15 protein-coding genes and 6 pseudogenes are annotated in these 20,003 nt (G+C 65.1%); 14 read left to right on the top strand and 7 right to left on the bottom strand.

Annotated features, from left to right (window positions below):
- Positions 1-402: 402 nt before the first annotated feature.
- Positions 403-666 carry a 30S ribosomal protein S20 gene (rpsT, locus tag NHF48_RS19530; protein WP_031394736.1) on the bottom strand — a complete coding sequence of 88 codons (264 nt, stop codon included), beginning with the start codon at positions 664-666 and terminating at the stop codon, positions 403-405.
- A gap of 107 nt (positions 667-773) precedes the next feature.
- Positions 774-1,589: a bifunctional DNA-formamidopyrimidine glycosylase/DNA-(apurinic or apyrimidinic site) lyase gene (mutM, locus tag NHF48_RS19525; protein ID WP_253072026.1), complete on the bottom strand. Its 816-nt coding sequence runs from the start codon at positions 1,587-1,589 to the stop codon at positions 774-776.
- Between the two features lie 56 nt (positions 1,590-1,645).
- Between mutM and NHF48_RS19520 the strand changes: the two genes are divergently transcribed.
- From NHF48_RS19520 to NHF48_RS25415, 8 genes and pseudogenes are all read left to right on the top strand, one after another.
- A complete protein-coding gene (locus tag NHF48_RS19520; protein ID WP_056051226.1) occupies positions 1,646-2,410 on the top strand; it encodes a class I SAM-dependent methyltransferase in 765 nt (254 codons plus the stop codon).
- Positions 2,411-2,417: 7 nt separating this feature from the next.
- Positions 2,418-3,950: a 2-polyprenylphenol 6-hydroxylase gene (gene ubiB, locus NHF48_RS19515; protein WP_253072025.1), complete on the top strand. Its 1,533-nt coding sequence runs from the start codon at positions 2,418-2,420 to the stop codon at positions 3,948-3,950.
- 92 nt (positions 3,951-4,042) lie between these two features.
- Entirely contained in the window at positions 4,043-5,098 is a 1,056-nt protein-coding gene (locus tag NHF48_RS19510) for a DUF2079 domain-containing protein (RefSeq protein ID WP_253072024.1), read from the top strand.
- Between the two features lie 10 nt (positions 5,099-5,108).
- Positions 5,109-6,297: pseudogene (gene coaBC, locus NHF48_RS19505) on the top strand (bifunctional phosphopantothenoylcysteine decarboxylase/phosphopantothenate--cysteine ligase CoaBC).
- Complete coding sequence (gene dut, locus NHF48_RS19500; protein ID WP_253072023.1) at positions 6,294-6,731, top strand: dUTP diphosphatase; 438 nt, start codon at positions 6,294-6,296, stop codon at positions 6,729-6,731. Before coaBC ends, dut begins: the two are co-directional and overlap by 4 nt.
- 281 nt (positions 6,732-7,012) lie before the next feature.
- On the top strand, positions 7,013-7,156 hold the full coding sequence (locus NHF48_RS19495; RefSeq protein ID WP_253072022.1) for a hypothetical protein: 144 nt from the start codon (positions 7,013-7,015) through the stop codon (positions 7,154-7,156).
- Positions 7,153-7,927 (top strand): annotated as a pseudogene (locus tag NHF48_RS19490) (HesA/MoeB/ThiF family protein). The gene NHF48_RS19495 and the pseudogene NHF48_RS19490 overlap by 4 nt, the downstream one beginning before the upstream one ends.
- 143 nt (positions 7,928-8,070) lie before the next feature.
- Positions 8,071-9,489, top strand: coding sequence for a sugar transferase (locus NHF48_RS25415; protein ID WP_446741181.1), 1,419 nt, complete (start codon positions 8,071-8,073; stop codon positions 9,487-9,489).
- A gap of 13 nt (positions 9,490-9,502) precedes the next feature.
- On the opposite strand, the gene galU is transcribed toward NHF48_RS25415, so the two are convergent.
- Positions 9,503-10,375 carry a UTP--glucose-1-phosphate uridylyltransferase GalU gene (gene galU, locus NHF48_RS19475; RefSeq protein ID WP_253072021.1) on the bottom strand — a complete coding sequence of 291 codons (873 nt, stop codon included), beginning with the start codon at positions 10,373-10,375 and terminating at the stop codon, positions 9,503-9,505.
- Positions 10,376-10,484: 109 nt separating this feature from the next.
- Between galU and wecB the strand changes: the two are divergent.
- Positions 10,485-11,611 (top strand): annotated as a pseudogene (gene wecB, locus NHF48_RS19470) (non-hydrolyzing UDP-N-acetylglucosamine 2-epimerase).
- Positions 11,595-12,915, top strand: a pseudogene (gene wecC / locus NHF48_RS19465) (UDP-N-acetyl-D-mannosamine dehydrogenase). The pseudogenes wecB and wecC overlap by 17 nt, the downstream one beginning before the upstream one ends.
- A gap of 51 nt (positions 12,916-12,966) precedes the next feature.
- Here wecC and NHF48_RS25410 read toward each other — a convergent pair.
- Positions 12,967-13,680 (bottom strand): annotated as a pseudogene (locus NHF48_RS25410) (PDZ domain-containing protein); the annotation flags it as partial.
- 418 nt (positions 13,681-14,098) lie between these two features.
- Between NHF48_RS25410 and NHF48_RS19455 the strand changes: the two are divergent.
- The gene (locus tag NHF48_RS19455) at positions 14,099-14,893 is read left to right on the top strand and encodes a metallophosphoesterase family protein (RefSeq protein ID WP_253072020.1); all 795 of its coding nucleotides are present in this window, start codon (positions 14,099-14,101) and stop codon (positions 14,891-14,893) included.
- A gap of 200 nt (positions 14,894-15,093) precedes the next feature.
- On the top strand, positions 15,094-15,327 hold the full coding sequence (locus NHF48_RS19450) for a hypothetical protein (RefSeq protein WP_176501462.1): 234 nt from the start codon (positions 15,094-15,096) through the stop codon (positions 15,325-15,327).
- Positions 15,328-15,933: 606 nt separating this feature from the next.
- Here the strand turns inward: NHF48_RS19450 and NHF48_RS19445 are convergent.
- A complete protein-coding gene (locus NHF48_RS19445) occupies positions 15,934-16,530 on the bottom strand; it encodes an FKBP-type peptidyl-prolyl cis-trans isomerase (RefSeq protein WP_056486570.1) in 597 nt (198 codons plus the stop codon).
- A gap of 126 nt (positions 16,531-16,656) precedes the next feature.
- A complete protein-coding gene (gene rpsU / locus NHF48_RS19440) occupies positions 16,657-16,863 on the bottom strand; it encodes a 30S ribosomal protein S21 (RefSeq protein ID WP_055878578.1) in 207 nt (68 codons plus the stop codon).
- Positions 16,864-17,040: 177 nt separating this feature from the next.
- Between rpsU and cysS the strand changes: the two are divergent.
- Positions 17,041-18,475, top strand: a pseudogene (gene cysS / locus NHF48_RS19435) (cysteine--tRNA ligase).
- A gap of 243 nt (positions 18,476-18,718) precedes the next feature.
- Positions 18,719-19,657, top strand: coding sequence for a D-2-hydroxyacid dehydrogenase (locus NHF48_RS19430; RefSeq protein ID WP_253072019.1), 939 nt, complete (start codon positions 18,719-18,721; stop codon positions 19,655-19,657).
- On the opposite strand, the gene NHF48_RS19425 is transcribed toward NHF48_RS19430, so the two are convergent.
- Entirely contained in the window at positions 19,651-19,815 is a 165-nt protein-coding gene (locus NHF48_RS19425) for a hypothetical protein (protein ID WP_162236723.1), read from the bottom strand. The genes NHF48_RS19430 and NHF48_RS19425 overlap by 7 nt on opposite strands.
- Positions 19,816-20,003: the final 188 nt, after the last annotated feature.

Below are 20,003 nucleotides of genomic sequence, written 5' to 3'. Positions count from 1 at the left end.
GGGTGATATAGTCCCGACAGAAAATGGTCCCCCTGACGACCCCAAGGGTCATCCGGCATCTTCGCCCTGTTTGTTGATGCAGCGGTGGAAACCACCGTCGCTGTGAGCCCCGTTATGAAGCGATCGACGATCCTAGCAAGGCCCCGACGCGTCACATTTTCGAAATAAAGCGGGTTGACTTGACCAAGCCGCGGAAATGCGTCGATATTTTTATAAGTCGCTGTCTTTACGCATTTTTTGCAATTTCCGCGATTGCGTGACGTGATTCTCGACCACACGAATCGTGGCGAATCCTAGGGTTATGCGGACTCCCCGCCGGTTCCCTTCGCAGACGCAAAAAACCCGCCGGGAAGGTCCCGACGGGTGATCCGCTTCGCCAATGATCTGGCAGTGATCGGTCGCTTAGGCGAGCCCGGTCACGGCCTTGGTCAGACGCGCGAACTTGCGGCTCGCGGTGTTCTTGTGCAGCACGCCCTTGGCGACGCCACGCTGGAGCTCAGGCTGTGCCGCTGCGAGTGCGGTGGTCGCTGCGCCCTTGTCGCCCGAAGCCAGTGCGGCCTCGACCTTCTTGATGAAGGTACGGATACGACCGACGCGGTTGCCGTTCACTTCCGCGCGACGGTCGTTGCGACGGATACGCTTTTTCGCCTGCGGCGTGTTCGCCATGAAGCCCTCTGGATGTTCGAATGAATAAAAAGGGGCGCCGGATTGCTCCTACGCCCTCTCGAAGCCGCGGCCCTACCCACTTTGTGCTAGCCCGTCAACTAATAGGCTCAACCGCGTTGGCACTTCGGACACCAGAACGTCGAGCGCCCGCCCTCCGTCCGCCGCTTCACGGTAGCACCACATTCGCACGGCTCGCCTTCACGCCCATAGACGCGCCATTGCTTGGAGAAATAGCCGAGTTCGCCATCGGGTCGTACATAGTCGCGAAGCGAAGACCCACCCGCAAGGATCGCCGCCGTCAGAACCGTCCGAATCGCCTCGACGAGTCGCTCGAGCCGAAATAGCGAGATCCGCCCCGCCGCGCGTGACGGCGCGATCTTCGCCATGTGCAGCGCTTCGCACACATAGATGTTGCCGAGACCCGCGACGATTCGCTGGTCGAGCAGCATCGCCTTGATCGACGCCCCCCGCCCTTCGAGCGCCTCGAGCAAATACGCCGCGGTCAGGTCGGGGCCGAGCGGCTCCGGCCCCATACTGAGGAACGGCGGATAATTGGCGATGTCATCGCTCGCCCACAGATCGAGAAAGCCGAATCGCCGCGGATCGTTGAGCGCGACCGTCCGCCCCGCCTCGGTGCCGATCAGCAGATGATCGTGCGCCAGCAATTCGCTCGGATCGACTCGCCAGCGCCCCGACATGCCGAGATGGAAGACGAGCGTATCGCCGCGATCGGTATCGATCAGCCCGTATTTGGCGCGGCGGCCCAGATGCGTAACGGTCGCCCCGGTCATTCGCTGGCGCAGGTCGACCGGGATCGCTTTGCGCAAGTCGGCGCGGCGCGGCTCGACCGAGGTCAGGCGCTGGCCCTTCAGCACGGGCTCAAGCCCGCGCACGGTGGTTTCGACTTCTGGTAATTCTGGCACGGTTTGCAGCTAGGTTGCGTTTGCTCGCGCCACAAGGCGCGGCTAGAGCGCAGGATATGAACGACTTGATCGCGCCCGCGCCCGCACTCACGCCCGATACCGTCTCCTTCGGCTACGAAGACATCCCCGCCACCGAGAAGACCGCCCGCGTCGGCGGCGTCTTCTCGAACGTCGCAGGGAAATACGACCTGATGAACGATGCGATGTCGGGCGGCATGCACCGCCTGTGGAAGGACCGCTTCGTCCGCCGCGTAAAGCCGCGCGAAGGCGAGCAGATCCTCGACATGGCAGGCGGCACGGGCGACATCGCGTTCCGCATGGAGCCGTCGGGCGCGTCGATCACGGTCGCCGACATCAACCCGCAGATGCTCGAAGTCGGCATGCAGCGCGCGCAGAAGCGCGGCATCGACGGCCTTGTCTGGACCGAAGCGAACGCGGAAACGCTGACCTTCCCCGACAAGTTCTTCGACGCCTACACGATTGCGTTCGGCATCCGTAACGTGACGGATATCCCGAAAGCTCTCCGCGAGGCGCACCGCGTCCTGCGCCGTGGCGGGCGGTTCTACTGCCTGGAATTCTCGACCACCGTCTGGCCCGGGTTCGCCGAGGTGTACGACGCCTATTCGCACAAGATGGTCCCGAAGCTCGGCCAGCTTCTCGCACAGGATGCGGACAGCTATCGCTACCTGATCGAATCGATCCGCCGCTTCCCCGACATGCCCAAGTTCAAGGGCATGATCGCGGATGCCGGCTTCGTGCAGACGAAGGTCGAGCCTCTTCTGGGTGGGCTCGTTGCGATCCACAGCGGCTGGAAGATTTGATCCAACTGTGACGGCTTCCACCACGCACGTCTGGCGCCTCCTCAAATGGGGTCGCATTCTCGCACGCCACGGCGCGCTGCGCGGGATCGAGCGCGACCCCAACACCCCGCCCCCTGTCCGCCGCCTCGCACGGATCGCGCGGTTCGGCGCGCGCGTCCCCGAGGTGCCGCGCTATGCAGATGCGTTCCAGGCGATCGGACCCGCGGCGATCAAGCTGGGGCAGACGCTCGCGACGCGGCCGGATCTCGTCGGCGAAGACGCTGCGCATGACTTGCTGAGGTTGCAGGACCGGCTCTCTCCCGTCCCCTACGAGACGATCGAGGCGGCGATGCTGGCGAGCTTCGGCAAGCCGCTGGAGACGTTGTTCTCGCGGATCGAACCGATCCCGGTCGGCGCTGCGTCGATCGCGCAGGTCCACCGCGCGGTCACCACCGATGGCCGTCAGGTCGCGGTGAAAGTCCTTCGCCCCGGCGTCGAGGACGATTTCGCGCGCGCTATCGACACCTATAGCTGGGCCGCAGCGCAGCTCGAGGCGCTCAGCCCCGAGGCGATGCGCCTGCGCCCGCGCCTGACGATCGAGACGTTCAAGCGCTGGACTCTCCGCGAACTGAATTTCCGCCGCGAAGCTGCGTCCGCCTCGGAACTCGCGGAGGGCATGACCGCCGAGCCCGATTTCGTCATCCCCGCGATCGACTGGGCGCGCTCGACCGCGAAGGTCATGACGATCGAGTGGATCGACGGCATCAAGCTGTCCGACCGCGCGGCGCTGGTCGCCGCCGGCTACGACCTCCCCGCGCTCGCGCAGACATTGGTCCGCGCGTTCCTGCGCCAGGCGATCGCCGATGGGTTCTTCCACGCCGACATGCACCAGGGAAACCTGTTCGCGCTCCCCGGCAACCGCATCGCCGCGATCGACTTCGGCATCATGGGCCGGATCGACCGCCGCGCGCGCGTCTGGCTCGCAGAAATTCTCTACGGCCTGATCACCGGCAACTATAAGCGCGTCGCCGAGATCCATTTCGAAGCAGGCTACGTCCCCGCACACCACGACGTCGCCGAATTCGCTACCGCCTTGCGCGCGGTCGGCGAGCCGATGCGGGGGCTGCCGGTCAAGGACATGTCGATCGGCATGATGCTCGACAGCCTGTTCTCGATCACGCGTGATTTCGACATGGTGACGCAGCCGCATCTGCTGCTGCTCCAGAAGACGATGGTGATGGTCGAAGGCGTCGCGACCAGCCTCAACCCCGACATCAACCTGTGGGAAGCCGCCGAGCCGTTCGTCCGCGACTGGATCCGTGGCGAGCTCGGACCAGAAGCGATGATCGCCGACCGCCTGATCGAGGATTTCCGCACGCTGACCCGGCTTCCCGAACTGGTCCGCCGGATCGAGGCGCATTACCCTGCCCCCGGTGGCGCACCGCCGACGATGCCACTGCGCGAGATCGAAGTGATTCGGATCGGTGGGGGGTGGCGTTACGGCCTGGTCGCGGTGCTCGCGGCCGCCGCCGGGGTCGTGACGACGCTGCTGTTTGGTTGAGGGCATGAAGACGCGTCGCGGCGCTCCGTTATGGACGACCCGCGCGACCCGGTTCGCGGGCATGCCGTCGGCGCAGGCCTCGGATCGGCCTCGTGCTGTTCCTGGTATTCCTGGCGGCCTGCCTCAGCGCGATCGTCTCGCCCGGCCCGCGGCCTAGCGTCGACGTGGGCGCCTCAACCTCCATTGCATACGATGCCCCGCCACCCGGACGGACGGACCTGCTGCTGTACGATACGATCGTCGCCGGCGTGCGTGGCGGTTCGCCCTATTACGCCGTCGCCGCCGAAACGCAGCGCATGGGACATTATCCGCTGAAGCCGTTCTTTGCGGTTCGGCTGCCGACCTTGGCGGTCGTTCAAGCAGCGTTGCCCTCGATACTGGTGAACCTGTTGCTATTGGCGTTGTGCGTCGGAACGATCCTCGCCTGGGTCGCGCGGCTCCGTCCGGAAATGACCGGCCTTGTGCCGCTCGGTGTGGCTGGCTTGCTGGCCGTCGCCGCGCTTTCCGTGAACCTCGATCCCAGCTTCGTGGTGTTCCACGAAGTCTGGGCGGGGCCGTTGATCGCGCTATCGCTGGCGTTGCGCCGTCCAGGTCATTGGCTACCTGCGGTCGCGTTCGGGCTATCGGCAATGCTGATCCGCGAGACGGCGTTGCTGTACGTCGCGATCATGGCGGTGTTCGCGTTGATCGAGGGCGAGCGGCGCGAGACGCTGGGGTGGCTCGGGGCGATAGGGGTCTTCGCCGTGGTGCTTGCCGCCCATGCGCACGCGGTGTCGCTGGTCAGCGGTCCGCTCGACCGGGTGTCTCAGGGGTGGAGCGGGCTCGAGGGGTTTGGCTTCTACGTCAGGCTTGCAACGATCTCGTCGGGGCTCGACATCCTGCCGCAGTGGCTCGCCTCGCTCGTTCTTGGCACCGCGCTGTTCGGCTGGCTCGCGTGGCGCGATGCGGTCGCGACGCGCGCGCTCGTCGTGTTCGCCGCCTACGCCGCGCTGATCTCGCTATTCGCGCGGAGCGACAATTTCTACTGGGCGCTGATGACCACGCCGGTGCTGCTGGTCGGCCTGGCGTTCGCGGTCGACGGCCTGCGTGACATGATCGCTGCCGCCAGTGATACGCGGCGCATTACGGTGACGCGCGTAATCCGCTAGAGCTGCGAGCATGAAACGCATCCTCCTGATCGTCGGTGGCGGGATCGCCGCCTACAAGGCCGCCGAGCTGATCCGCCTGCTCAAGACGCGGGGGGTACGCGGTGCGGTGCGTGATGACCGAGGCGGCGCATCATTTCGTCACGCCGATGACGCTCGCCGCGCTCAGCGAGGACAAGGTCTACACGACGCTCTGGGATCTCAAGGACGAGGCCGAGATGGGCCATATCCAACTCAGCCGCGAGGCCGACCTGATCGTCGTCGCGCCCGCCACCGCAGACCTGATGGCGCGGATGACGGCAGGGCTCGCGAACGACCTCGCGACGACGTTGCTGCTCGCGACCGATACGCCGGTCCTGGTGGCGCCGGCGATGAACGTCCGCATGTGGAGCCATGCTGCCACCGTTCGCAACGTGGCGCAGCTTCGTGCCGACGGCGTGACGGTGATGACGCCGGACGAAGGCATCATGGCGTGCGGCGAATATGGCCCCGGCCGCCTGCCCGAGCCCCCCGCGATCGTCGCCGCGATCGAAGCAACGCTCGCCCCTGCCCCGCCGAAGCGGCTGGCAGGGCGCCATATCCTCGTCACCGCCGGACCGACGCACGAGCCGATCGACCCGGTCCGCTACATCGCCAACCGTTCGTCGGGGAAACAGGGCTTTGCGATCGCTGCAGCGCTCGCACGGCTTGGCGCACGCGTGACGCTAATCGCTGGCCCTGTGACGCTGCCGACACCGCAGGGCGTCGGCCGGATCGACGTCAAGACGGCTCGGGAGATGGCGGACGCGGTTGATCGCGCGCTGCCCGCCGACGCCGCCGTCATGGTCGCCGCCGTCGCGGACTGGCACGTCGAGTCCGTCCCGCAGAAGATCAAGAAGGGCGATGCCACCCCGACGCTGACGCTAGCGGAGAACCCCGATATTCTGGCGACTCTGGCGCGTAGCCCATACCGCCCTCGCCTGCTTGTCGGCTTCGCCGCCGAGACCGAGCGGGTAATCGAGCACGCCACCGCCAAGCGCATTCGCAAGACCGCCGACTGGATCGTCGCCAACGACGTCTCGGGCGACGTGATGGGCGGGGCGAACAATAGCGTCCACCTCGTCACCGAAGCCGGCGTCGAGAGCTGGGAGCGCCTGCCCAAGGACGCGGTCGCCGCACGACTGGCGGACCGCATCGCCGATGCGCTAGAAGCCGCATCATGATCCGCATCGAACTGAAGCGCCTGCCGCACGGCGAGGGCCTGCCGTTGCCTGCCTATGCGACCGAGGGTGCCGCCGGGATGGACGTCGTCGCTGCCGAGGAACTGACGCTCGCCCCCGGCGCGCGCGCCGCCGTCGCGACCGGCTTTGCGATCGCCATTCCCGCTGGCCACGAGGTCCAGGTCCGACCGCGCTCCGGCCTTGCGTTCAAGCACGGCGTCACCTGCCTCAACACGCCGGGCACGATCGACAGCGACTATCGCGGCGAAGTGAAGGTGATCCTCGCCAACCTCGGGCAGGAACCGTTCGCGATCGCGCGCGGCGACCGGATCGCGCAGCTCGTCCCCGCAGTCGTCCTTCGAGCCACGCTCGACGAAGTCGCGACGCTCGACGACACCCTGCGCGGCGCACGCGGCTTCGGATCGACCGGCCGATGATCGCCGCCCTCCCTCCTCCTGCTCCAGACTGCGGCGGCGCCGGTCCTGGCTCCCGCCGCACCGGCCACGCCAATGGCCAGCGCGATGCCGCCTCAGGATTGGAGCACGCTTCCGATCCTACGCATCCGGGGGGCAGGCGACGACGCTCGCCAACACTTCCGCCTATGTGCACGGCGAAGTCGTCGCCGGTCGCTGCGCGCATGTCGTGCGCACGTCTCAGGGTTGGGCCCTAACCGTCGACCTTGCAGTGCTCGTTACCCCCCGACGGCAGGGTCCGCCGCGTGACGCCGCGGGCGATCGACTGCCCGACAGTCGAGCAATATGCCGCAGGCGTGATCCTGGGCGCGCGCGATTCGATCGATGTCGTCGATGCGGACGCCGACACCTGGTACCGTACCAGCCTGACGTTCGCCTGGGGCGCATGATCCTCTCCGACGACGAACTCGCCCGGTATGCACGGCATATCGTCCTCAAGGAATTCGGCGGCACGGGACAGGCGCGGTTGAAGGCGGCGACCGTCGCGATCGTCGGCGCAGGCGGCATCGGCTCGCCTGCGATCCAGTATCTGGGTGCAGCCGGCGTCGGCCGGCTGATCCTGATCGACGACGACAGCGTCGAACCCTCCAATCTTCAGCGCCAGACGATCTTCACCACCGCGGATACCGGTATCGCCAAGGTCGACGCAGCGGCAGCCGCCGTAAGCCGGATCAATCCGCACGTTTCGGTCGATACGCACCGTCAACGCATCGATGCCGACAACGTCGCCGCGCTGCTAGCCGGGGCGGACGTGGTGCTCGATGGCTGCGACAATTTCACGACGCGCTTTCGGGTCGCGGATGCCGCGCATGCCATGAAAGTCCCGCTCGTGTCGGCTGCGGTCGGGCAGTTCGAGGGACAGCTCGCAACCTATCGCGGCTGGGAAGCGGACAAGCCGTGCTACCGCTGCTTCGTCGGCGAAGACCCTGAGCGCGCAGAGACGAGTTGCGCGGAAGACGGCGTACTCGGCCCTGTCACCGGCGTGATCGGCAGCTTGGCTGCGCTCGAGGTACTCCGGGCGATCGCGCCGTTCGGCGACGATCCTGCCGGCAAATTGCTGCTGATCGACCTGCTCGCGCTACGCTTTCGTACGATCTCGCCTGCCCAAGGATCCGGGGTGTACGGCGTGCGGCAAAAAGCGGGCCTTCGCGGTGAGTTAGTAGCAGTTCTGGTTTTCGACGCTGACCAAATTGGAAAAATAACAACTAAAGGTTTGTGCCCGACGAACAGTAGTTCTTTTGCATTGCGGCATTTCGCGGTATCGCTTTGCGCAGGGGGGACTGCGCGTGCGTCCGACAAGTTCATGAATGTAGAGGGCGGCGTTCTGAGCCGTGCTGTGGCGCCGTCGCGCGGCAAGAAGCCTGCCCGGACTTGGCGCCCGAGCGCGTCCTCGCTACGCGTTCGCCTGATCCTCGGCATGCTGACGGTAGATACCGGCTGCATTATTGCGAGTTATCTGGCGGCGGCTGGTCTGCGCGGGGTATTCGCGAACGACACGGCCTGGATCGTAATCCTCGCGATGTTGATCCCGGTCTTCGTTATTACGACGCTAAATAACGACAGCTATGCAGCCGCAAATCTTCGCGACCCCTTCCGCTCGATAGCGCGAGGATTGCAGGCCTATGCGCTCGCGATCTCCGCAGTCATCTTCATCGCGTTCTGTCTGAAGGCCAGCGATACCTTCCCACGTCTTGTCGTCGCGATGGGTTCGGCATTTGCCATTGTTTCCTTGGCATTAGGACGGTTCCTGTTCGTCCGGCACATGCCTGCGATCATCGGCGGGAATCCGTTCAGCATCGTCCTGCTGTACGATTCCGGTCAGCCGATTCCGCGCGGGGACTTTTCGGTCGTTATCGCCGCGGACTCCTATTTCGATCCCGATCATCATGATCCCGTGATGTATGACCGCCTCGCGCAATCGCTGTCGGGCGCCGACCGAGTAATCGTCGCGTGCAGCCCGGAGCGTCGGATCGCCTGGGCGCAGGCTTTGAAGGGCGCGAACATCCAGAGCGAGATCTTCATGCCGGAACTGAACGTGCTGGCGCCGCTCGGCATCAGCGCGCACGGCGACACGCCGACGGTGATCATCGCCAACGGCCCGCTGGTCCTGTTCGACCGCTTCGTGAAGCGCAGCTTCGACGTGATACTCGCGAGCTGCGCGCTGGTGACGCTGATGCCGATCTGGATCCTGATCGCGCTGTCGGTGAAGGTCGATTCGCGCGGGCCGATCTTCTTCAGCCAGATCCGGATCGGTCGCAGCAACCAGATGTTCCGCCTGATGAAGTTCCGCAGCATGCGCGTTGACCACAGCGACGGCGCAGGTGCGCGCTCGACGTCGCGCGACGACGATCGGATCACGCGCGTCGGCAAGATCATCCGCAGTACCAGCATCGACGAACTGCCGCAGCTGCTGAACGTCCTGAAGGGCGACATGAGCATCGTCGGCCCGCGCCCGCACGCACTTGGCTCGCGCGCGGCCGGACAAGCTGTTCTGGGAAGTCGACCAGCGATACTGGCATCGCCATGCGGCCAAGCCCGGCCTGACCGGCCTTGCGCAGGTTCGCGGCTATCGCGGTGCGACGTTGTACGAGGACGATTTGCGCAACCGGCTCCAGGCGGATCTGGAGTATCTCGAGCATTGGTCGATCTGGCGCGACATCAAGATCATCCTCCTGACCTTCCGCGTCCTGCTGCACCGGAACGCCTTCTGACGTTCCGGTGAGCGGGCTGATCGTTCAGCCTGCCAGCAGACCCTTGGCGAACTCACGAACCACCGGCCCGATGTCGTCGCGGGCCAGTGCGATCGCCAGGTTGGCCTGGATGTAGCCAGCCTTGTCGCCGCAATCATAGCGCTGACCGTCGAACGTGAAGCCGTGGAACGGCTGGTTGCCGATCAACTGCGCCATCGCGTCGGTCAGCTGGATCTCGTCGCCCGCGCCCTTTTCCTGCGTCTCCAGGATCCGCATCACCTCTGGCTGCAGGATGTAACGCCCCGGTATCATCAAATTCGACGGTGCGGTGCCGCGCTTGGGTTTTTCGACGAGTGCGGTCACTTCGGTGAGTCGCCCATCGATCGCACCCGGCGAGATGATGCCGTATTTGTCGGTTTCCGAATCGGGCACTTCGAGCGCGCCGATCACATTGCCGCCGACCTGATTATAGGCTTCGACCATCTGCTTCATGAAGCCGGGCTTGCCGACCATCAGCTCGTCGGGGAGCAGGACCGCGAACGGCTCGTCGCCGACGATTTCGCGCGCGCACCAGACCGCGTGGCCCAGGCCGAGCGGCTCCTGCTGGCGGACATAGACTGGCGAACCGGGCTTCATCCGGATATTGCTGATCGCATCCAGCGACTTGCCGCGCGACCGCATCGTATCCTCGAGTTCGTACGAGATGTCGAAATGATCCTCGAGCGCGCCCTTGCCGCGCCCGGTCACGAAGATGATCTGCTCGATCTCAGCCTCGAGCGCTTCCTCGACGGCGTACTGGATCAGCGGTTTGTCGACGACGGTGAGCATTTCCTTCGGCATGGCCTTGGTGGCCGGAAGGAAGCGCGTACCCAGTCCTGCGACCGGAAACACGGCCTTGCGCAGCGGCTTTATGGTCATTCGATGCTCCCTTTGATCTCGCGGGACCGTCTACCGATCGTTACGCCTGCGTGCAAATTGTCGCATTGAATTAGCGCGTCGTTAAAGACGTTGATCTAGGGACTGCATCATGCCCAAAGTTCTCGTCATCTTCGGCACGCGTCCCGAAGCGATCAAACTCTTCCCGGTGATCCGGGCTCTGGCTGCGATCCCCGGCCTGACCGTCCGCACCTGCGTCACCGCGCAACACCGGGGGGCTGCTCGATCAGGTGCTCGCAATCGCCGACCTCGTGCCGGATATCGATCTCGACCTGATGGAACCGGGACAGACGCTCGACCGCCTCACTGCGCGGCTGCTGGTCGGGCTCGGCGAGGTCATGGATGCAGAGCAGCCCGACCTCGTCATCGTGCAGGGCGATACCGCGACCGCGATGACGGGGGGCGCTTGCCGCCTATTACCGCAAGGTCCCGGTCGCGCATGTCGAGGCAGGGCTGCGGTCGGGCGACATCTACCACCCCTGGCCCGAGGAGGTGAACCGTCGCATCGTCGCGCCGATCGCCACGCTGCATTTCGCGCCGACCGACACCGCCGCGGAGGCGTTGCGACGCGAGACGATCGCCGAGGACACGATCCACGTCACGGGCAACACGGTGATCGATGCGCTGCACTGGACCGCGGACCGCGTCGCGGCAGACCCGTCGCTCGCAGCCGGGCTGGACGCAATCGCCACGCGCTTTGCCGGCAAGCGGATCATCCTCGTCACGACGCATCGCCGCGAAAATTTCGGCGACGGCATGGCCGCGATCGCACGGGCGATCGGCCGGATCGCGGCGCGCGGCGACGTCGCGGTGCTGTTCCCAGTCCACCCCAACCCGAACGTCGTATCGGTGATGGACGACATCCTCGGCACCCGCGCCAACGTCGCGCGGATCGAACCGCTCGATTACCCGCACTTCGTCCGCGCGCTAGGCATGGCGGACATCGTCCTGACCGATTCGGGCGGCGTGCAAGAGGAGGCACCTGCGCTCGGCAAGCCGGTCCTGGTGATGCGCGAGACCACCGAGCGTCCGGAGGGCGTTGCGGCCGGCACCGCCAGGCTGATCGGCACCGACGAGGACCGCATCGTTTCCGAAATCTTCACCCTGCTCGACGACACGTCGCGCTACTCCGCGATGGCCCGCGCCCATAACCCGTTCGGGGATGGCCATGCCGCCGCCAAAATCGCAAAGGTCGTTGCGCATGCTGTCGGACTCTAACCTCACCGTCGTCGTCCTCGGGCTCGGCTATATCGGCCTGCCCACCGCGGCGATCATCGCGCGGACGGGGGGCGCAGGTGCTCGGCGTCGACGTTACCGAATCAGTCGTGGAGACAGTCAATTCCGGCCGCGTGCATATCGAGGAGGTCGATCTCGACGGCCTCGTCTCGGGCGTGGTGGCGCGTGGCACGTTGCGGGCCTCGACCGCGATCGAGCCCGCGGACGTCTTCGTGATCGCGGTACCGACTCCGTTCGACGCCGATCACGCACCCAATATCCGCTATGTCCTCGACGCCGCGACGACCATCGCGAGCGTGCTGAAGGCAGGCGATACGATCATCCTCGAATCGACCTCGCCGGTCGGTACGACGGAGAAGGTTCGCGACCTGCTGGCAAGCCTGCGCCCCGACCTGCGCGTACCGGGCAAGACCGGCGACCAGGCGGATATCGCGATCGCCTATTGCCCGGAGCGCGTCCTGCCCGGCCGCATCTTGGTCGAGTTGATCGACAACGACCGGGTCATCGGGGGCATCACGCCGCGGTGCGCGCGCAAGGCTTTGACCTTCTACCGTCGCTTCGTCCGCGGCGCCTGCGTGACCACGACCGCGCGCGCTGCGGAGATGACCAAGCTTACCGAGAACGCGTTTCGCGACGTCAACATCGCGTTCGCCAACGAACTGTCGCTGATCGCCGACACGATGGGCGTCGACGTCTGGGAGGTGATCCGCCTCGCCAACCGCCACCCGCGCGTCAACATCCTGCAGCCCGGCCCTGGCGTCGGCGGGCATTGCATCGCGGTCGACCCGTGGTTCCTGGTCCACGCGGCCCCCGACCAGACGCCGCTGATCCGCACCGCGCGCGAGGTCAACGACGGCAAGACCGACCACGTCATCGCGCAGGTCGCGGCGCTGGTTGAGGCATCACCCGACGCAATTGTCGCGTGCCTCGGCCTAGCGTTCAAGGCGAACATCGACGACTTCCGCGAGAGCCCTGCCCTCAAGGTCGCCGAAGCCGTGGCGCGCCAGTTCGGCGACCGGGTGCGGATCGTCGAGCCCTATGCGCAGACGCTGCCCGCAGTGCTGGCGGACACCGGCGCGACGCTGATCGACGTCGATACCGCGATCGAGACGTGTTCGATCATGATCGTGCTGGTCGACCACGACGTATTCAAGTCGATCCCGCTTGAAGAGCGCATCGACAAGGCGGTGCTCGACACGCGCGGTATTTGGCCGGACCAGCCGCGCGCCTCGCTGCCTGCGGTCAGCGCAACGGCACGTTTCGAGTCGCAACGACTGGCGGGATGATGGGCCGCGTCGGGGTCGCCGCGATGTCGCGCGCGCGGCGGCTTCCAGCGCTTCGGCGCGAGCCTTGGAAGAGGCGTGCGTGCGGCTGCGGAACAGCCCCCCGTCGATCGCGCCACCCTTGCTCCGCCAGAATTTCGGTGCCGACATCGGATCGTAACCGGCGTTCGCGAGCAGATAAATGCCGAGCAGATCCGCCTGATCTTCGGTCTCGCGGATCAGGCGGCCGTTGCGACCGAGTTCCGCGAGCAGGCCGCGATTGATCTTCGCCGCATCGAGCCGCGCACGATGACGCAGGATGTTGTGCGAGAGTTCATGCGCGACGACGACGGCGATCTCCTCGTCGGTATAGCCTTCGAAGAACCGCTCACCGAGTTGCACGATCGCCCCGTCCGCGCTGGCATCGAGGCCACTGCCCAGCAGGATCTCGAACCGCGACCGGCATCCGGTCACCGGGGTGATCGTGACCGGCAGGCGCTTGCCATCGCGCAGCACCGTCAGTCGCAACGGCTTTCCGACCGGCGCCTCGGTGATGACCGCTTCCGCCGCATCGCGTGCCGCCGCGCTTTCGGGCGCGTCGGTGGACGGCAGGCCGGGTTGCTGCCGATCGTCGATCGCGACGATCGAATCGTTGGGGCGAACCCCGGCGCGGTCAGCTGGACCGCCGGCGACGACCGCCTCGACACCGATCGTCGATTCGAACCCGAAGGTGGCCGCTGCGGCCTTGCGCGCGCCGGGGCCATATTGCGTCAGCGCATGGATCGGCATGCCGATCTGTGGCTGGAGGCGGTCACACAACGCCGCATTGCCAGTAGTCAGCCGGTAGGCGATCGTCGCCAGCCGGAGGTCGGCAGCGCGCAACGTGTCGAAGAACGCAGCCGTCGGCGCCGCATCCGCTACGGGCATCGGTGCGGCAGGCAAAGCCGTGGGCGTGGCGGCCGTGAGCATCAGGAACGGAGCGAAGCGGGAGATCATCGACATGGCGTTCCCATAGCTGTCGTGCGCCTGCGCGTCATGCTGCACGACCGCAAGCCTAGCGCGCCCTATCGCGGCGATGCGTTGCACCCCGTCGCGGCGATCCGTTGCGACGCCTGCAGGAACATCCTATGCGATCGCATGCGCCCGCGCGATCGAGTGACGCGTTCGATCAGGTCCCGTACATCTTCCTCCCCACATCGATTGCAGCATGATTTCAAAGCTTTTCAAGTCCCGTAGCGTTGCCAAGCCGACTCAACCGCAGGTTCCTCCCGGTCGCCGCGTTTATGCCGTCGGCGACATTCACGGCCGCGCCGACCTGCTCGACGAACTGATTGGGTTGATCGAGGCGGACGAACGCGACCGCGGTGCAGCGGAAACGACCTTGATATTCCTCGGCGATATCGTCGACCGGGGCCCCGCCTCCGCGGCAGTGATCGATCGGTTGCGCGGGCTTGCCCATGCCCGCCCCGACCACCCCGACATCCGCTTCCTGCTCGGTAATCACGAAGAGATCTTCCTCGGTGCGCTCGACGGCGAACCCAAGGCACTCCGGTTGTTCTGCCGCATCGGCGGGCGCGAGACCGTGCTGAGCTACGGCATGGAAGCCGCGGAATATGAGCGGCTCGACTATGAAGAGCTGGTGCAACGCCTCGAAACACTCGTTCCAGACGAACACCGCGAGTTCTTGCGCAAGTTCGACGACATGATCGTGATCGGCGACTACGCGTTCGTCCACGCCGGCGTACGCCCTGACACGCCGCTCGATCTACAGCGCACCTCCGACCTGCGGTGGATTCGCGATCCCTTCCTCGATCATCGCTCGACGTTGGAAAAGACGATCGTCCATGGCCACACCATGACCGACGAAATCGAACGACGCGGGCACCGAATCGGCATCGACACGGGCGCCTACGCTTCGGGTCGCCTCACTGCACTGGGGATGGAAGGCGCGGAAACCTGGACGCTCCAGACCGGCACCACCATAGGGCCAAAGACGAACTGACGCGTCTCACCGCGAATATCATGCGGTTTGCACGCGAACGCTTTCTTCGTGGCGCGCCTCCGCTATAGAGAAACAGCGGAAGTGTGTGTTGCACTGCCGCAACAGTGCGATCCCTCTTCGCGTTGTTACAAAGGGCCTTAGTTGCGTTGGGTAAGGTTATATGCCATTGCCTGCCGCGACGAGCACAAAGGGAGTTCATCATGCGTCTTGGGAAGTATCTCCTGACCGCAGCAGCAGCCACGATGGCAGTTGCTCCGGCCATGGCAGCACCGGCAAATCTGTCGGTTGCACATTCGGTCCGTTCGGGTTCGGTTTCGGCTGACAAGAACGAGCTCGCTGGCGGCGGCATCATCGTTGCGGTTCTCGCAGCTGCTGCAGTTATCGCCGGTATCGTTATCGTTGCAGACAACGACGACGATTCGGACAGCAACTAAGTCTTACGACTTTAGTTCGAGAAATAGCGGTCTTCGGGCCGCTATTTTTTTGCCTGCCGTTCTGAGTACAGGCGGGCCAACGCGTGCCGAAGCACAATGTGCTGCCGTGTCATGTGCACAACTCAGCTTCCGGTCAGCTCGATACCGTCGATGGCCAAAGACGTCCGGTAGGCTGCGGCTGCGCCATTCCGTGCAAAGTGGACTAAAATCCGCGCTTTCTCAGAATGGCTGAGCATGAGATGGCATCGGCTTTAGCGCCGGGCGCCGAAACAATACCTGCAATAGGGTATCGCCGCGCTAGTCATCCGAAGGACGGCTGAACTCACCGACCTTGCAGCACGCGATTGCCGGGCAGGTTAGCCCGAGTCCCTCTGCGCCACCCTCCCCTGCGGAAGCCTCGCACCCCTAGGGCGGCCGATCCTCTACGGAATCAGGCCAGCCTTCTTATCGGCAGACGGCTTGCGCCGCTGGCCGACCGAGCAAGTTCACGCATAATTAGCGCGACGCATCGCCTCAACGCAAAACGCGCCTCGCAATGAAGCGAGACGCGTTGCAAAGCCAATATCATGGCGCGGTACGAGTTCAGACCCATACCCCCACCATCACTTACTGAGACGGCGGCGTCTGCGTGCCACCGGGCATGCCGCCCGGCGCACCGCCTGGCATGCCACCAGGAGCGCCGCGACCCATCTGCGCCTGCGCCTGCATCTGCTGGACCACGCTCTGTGGCAGGAAGTCGAGCAACTCGACGTCGAACACCAGCGTCGAATTCGCCGGGATCGGACCGTTAGCCTTGTCGCCATAGCCAAGCGCCGGCTTCATCCAGAAGCGGTACTTCGACCCCTTCGGCATCAGCTTCAGCGCCTCGGAGAAACCGGGGACCACGCCGGTGACGGGCATCGGCGTCGGCTGCTGCGACTTGTCGAAGGTCGTGCCGTTGAGCAGCTTGCCCTCGTAATTCACCAGCGCGACGTCGGCGTCGGTCGGCTTGGCCGCACCGGGCTTGCCGGGCGCGATCACCTTATACTGCAGGCCGGATGCGGTAACGACCACGCCCCGCGCGCGCGCATTGCGGGCCAGGGGATCATCACCCTGACGCGCGAGTGCAACCGCGGCGATCAGCGCGAGCGCGATACCGACCCATAGATAGACGAGGTAGCTGCGCTTGGTTGGCTGCAGCGGCACTGCGGTGACGGTCGACATCGGATCAGGCCCCGGTCATCTGGTCACGCCGGAGCGCCGCGCGTGCCGTTGGAAAGCAATTGGGGTGCCGATCACGACACCCCGAACTATCGACCCACCCGCTCGCCGGGTACGGCCGACAAAATCTTAGCGTGCGCCGTCGCGCTCTGCGCGCTTACGGTCGAGCTTGCGCGAACGACGGATCGCTGCTGCACGCTCGCGTGCGCGCTTCTCGGACGGCTTTTCGTAATGCCGGCGCAGCTTCATCTCGCGATACACGCCCTCGCGCTGCAGCTTCTTCTTAAGCGCGCGAAGGGCCTGGTCGACGTTGTTGTCGCGTACGATGATCTGCATAAACCCGATAAGCTCCGGACGAATAGATTTTTGCCGTCGCGAACAGGTCCGCGCCGCATGAACTGGGCCCCCTATCAGCGGAGCGCCGTCGTTTCAAGCCAAACCGCGTATTCCGGCGGGTCTGCCTGGCATGTCAGCGCCTTTGCGGGAGGGCGCATGCAGCGCTAAGAGCAGGCCATGACCCGCATCCCCCTGACACTGTATAACAGCCTCTCGCGCCAGCTCGAGACCTTTCAGCCGATCAATCCGACCGATGTCGGGCTCTACACCTGCGGGCCGACCGTCTATAACTACCAGCATATCGGCAACATGCGCGCGTTCCTGTTCGCGGATACGCTGGGTCGCGTGTTGCGGTGGAAGGGGGTGGCCGACGACCCACATCATCAACATCACCGATGTCGGCCACCTGACCTCCGACGCCGATGTCGGTGACGACAAGATGGAGAAGGCCGCCGCCGCGCAAGGGCGCTCGATCTGGGAGATCGCGGCCTATTATACCGACGTGTTCAAACGCGATGTCGCGCGCCTCAACATCGTGCCGCCGGCGCGTTGGGCCGTCGCGACGGATCATATCGCCGAGATGATCGCGTTCGCCGAACAGATCGCGCCGAAGCACTGCTACACACTCGACAGTGGGCTGTACTTCGATGTGGCGACCGTCCCGGACTATGGCCGCCTCGCACGAGCCGGCAACGACGATATAGAAAGCCGGATCGAGCCGGTCGCCGGCAAGCGCAACCCGCAGGACTTCGCGATCTGGCGGACCTCTGCGCCCGGCGAAAACCGCCAGATGGAATGGGATTCGCCCTGGGGTCGCGGGGCGCCCGGCTGGCATCTCGAATGCTCGGTGATGAGCAAGCATTATCTCGGCGCGCATTTCGACATCCACACCGGCGGGATCGACCACCGCGAGATCCACCACCCCAACGAGATTGCGCAGAACCAGGCGCATTGTGATTGCGCGGATACCGGCGCGAGCGTCTGGATGCACAACAACTTCCTCGTCGAGCGTGCGGGCAAGATGTCGAAGTCGACCGGCCAGTTCACGACGATGCAGACGATCGTCGACCGCGGCTTCCACCCCCTCGCCTACCGTCTGATGTGCCTCCAGGCGCATTATCGGAGCGAACTGGAATTTTCGTGGGAAAATCTAGCGGCGGCGGCGATCCGCCTGAAGCGCATGGTGCAGGCGGTCGAGACGTTGCGCGCCCGCGAGCCCGGAGGCCCGTCGGGTAGCGCGCATGCCTATGCCGACCGGCTGGAGGAGGCGGTCTCGGACGATCTCGCCACGCCGCGCGCGCCGCCGATTCTCGACGAACTTCTCGCGGACAAGCGGGTCGCGCCTGCGGACCGTGTCGCTGCGCTGGACGATTTCGACGCGGTACTGGGGCTGGACCTGGCGACGATCAGCCGCGAGGACCTGCGGATCCGGCCGGTCACGGCGACGATCGACGAGGATGCGATCGCCGCACGGCTGGCGGATCGCCGCGATGCGCGCGCTGCGAAGGACTTCGGGCGATCGGATGCGATCCGCGACGAACTCGCCGCAGCGGGTGTCGAGGTGATGGATGGCGACTCGCTAGGCTGGGACTGGAAGATCGCCTCGGTTTGAGCACGCCGGGTAGGTCCAAGAACTAAGGCCACAGGGAAATTCCAATCGTCATTGCCGCGGAGGCGGGAACCCATACTGGCAAGCCTCACGGTTAGATCGCGAGCCTTTGAGCATATGGATCCCCGCCTGCGCGGGGATGGCGAGACCATTGTGGCAGCGTGTTACTGCAGGGGAACGCGGGGCCGATCCGTCGCTGAGCCCGGCGCAACTTGACATGCCTCGCGGTACGCCGATGTTCTCCGGATGAAAGCCGTCCTCCCAGCCGCCGCCCGCCCGCTCCTCGAACCGCAACTGCCCGCGGACCTAGACGTCGCCTGGTTCGCCAAGCCGGACGAAGCCAACGCGATGATCGCAGACGCAGACATCGCCTGGGTGGACATGCAGCCGACCGAACTCGTGGCCGACGCGATCCGCCATGCCGGGCCGAACCTCAAATGGGTCTCGACGATCTATGCCGGGCTCGACGCGTTCCCCCTCGACACCCTGCGGGAGAACGGCGTCACTTTGACCAATGGTGCCGGCATCAACGCCGTCGCGGTCGCTGAATATGCGGTGATGGCAATGCTCGTGGCCGCCAAGCGCTTCGATACTGTCGTCCGCGCGCAGGACCGTCATGAGTGGCTGAAGGACGCGCCCGGCAAGATCGAACTCGCCGGAACTCAGGCACTTGTCATTGGCTATGGCACGATCGGCAAGATGATCGGCGACCGATTGACCGCGTTCGGGGTCGAGGTCACCGGCGTAACGCGCACCGGCCGCGATGGCACGATCACCCCCGACGCTTGGCGCGATCGGCTCGACGCGTTCGACTGGGTGATCCTCGCCGCGCCCTCGACCGACGCGACGCACGCGATGATTGGCCGCAAAGAGTTACAAAGAATGAAGCCGTCCGCCTGGCTGATCAACATCGCGCGCGGCGACATGATCGACGACGATGCGCTGATCGCGGCACTGACTCATGGTTCGATTGCCGGGGCCGTGCTCGACCCGACCAGCCCGGAGCCCCTGCCCGCGGACCATCCGCTTTGGTCGACGCCTAACGCGATCGTCACGATGCACCTGTCGGGCCGTAGCCAGACGACGATGTTCGCTCGCGGGGCGACGCTGTTCCTCGACAACCTCGCGGCGTTCCTCGCCGGTCGCCCGATGAAGAACGTCGCCGATCTCGACGCGGGTTACTGACCGGTTTGGGTCGTGGCCGGGCGGGGGCTGCGATTGTAGCTCTTGATTCCGCGGCGACGAAGTTTGTCGGCGCGACGACGGCGTGAGTACATGATCAGGATCGGTACGCCGACCAAGATGCCCCCGCCGATAATCGAAAGTGCGATGATGATACGCATTGGCATGTCCATGTTGGGACCATGCCGATTGGACAGCGAAGACGCCATATATTTTTTAATCCGGGATGAATGGATTTAGCCACCACATCCGGTTGAACTGACCTGTGCAGCGTTCCGCCACTGCCGGCCAAGCTTTACTTCGTTGCGCAAAAAAGGCGTTTTCGCGCATTGCCATCGTCACAATTCAC

The sequence above is a fragment of the Sphingomonas sp. H160509 genome (genome assembly GCF_024124765.2).
Classification (GTDB): Bacteria; Pseudomonadota; Alphaproteobacteria; order Sphingomonadales; family Sphingomonadaceae; genus Sphingomonas.
This window is presented reverse-complemented; position numbering and strand designations above follow the sequence as displayed.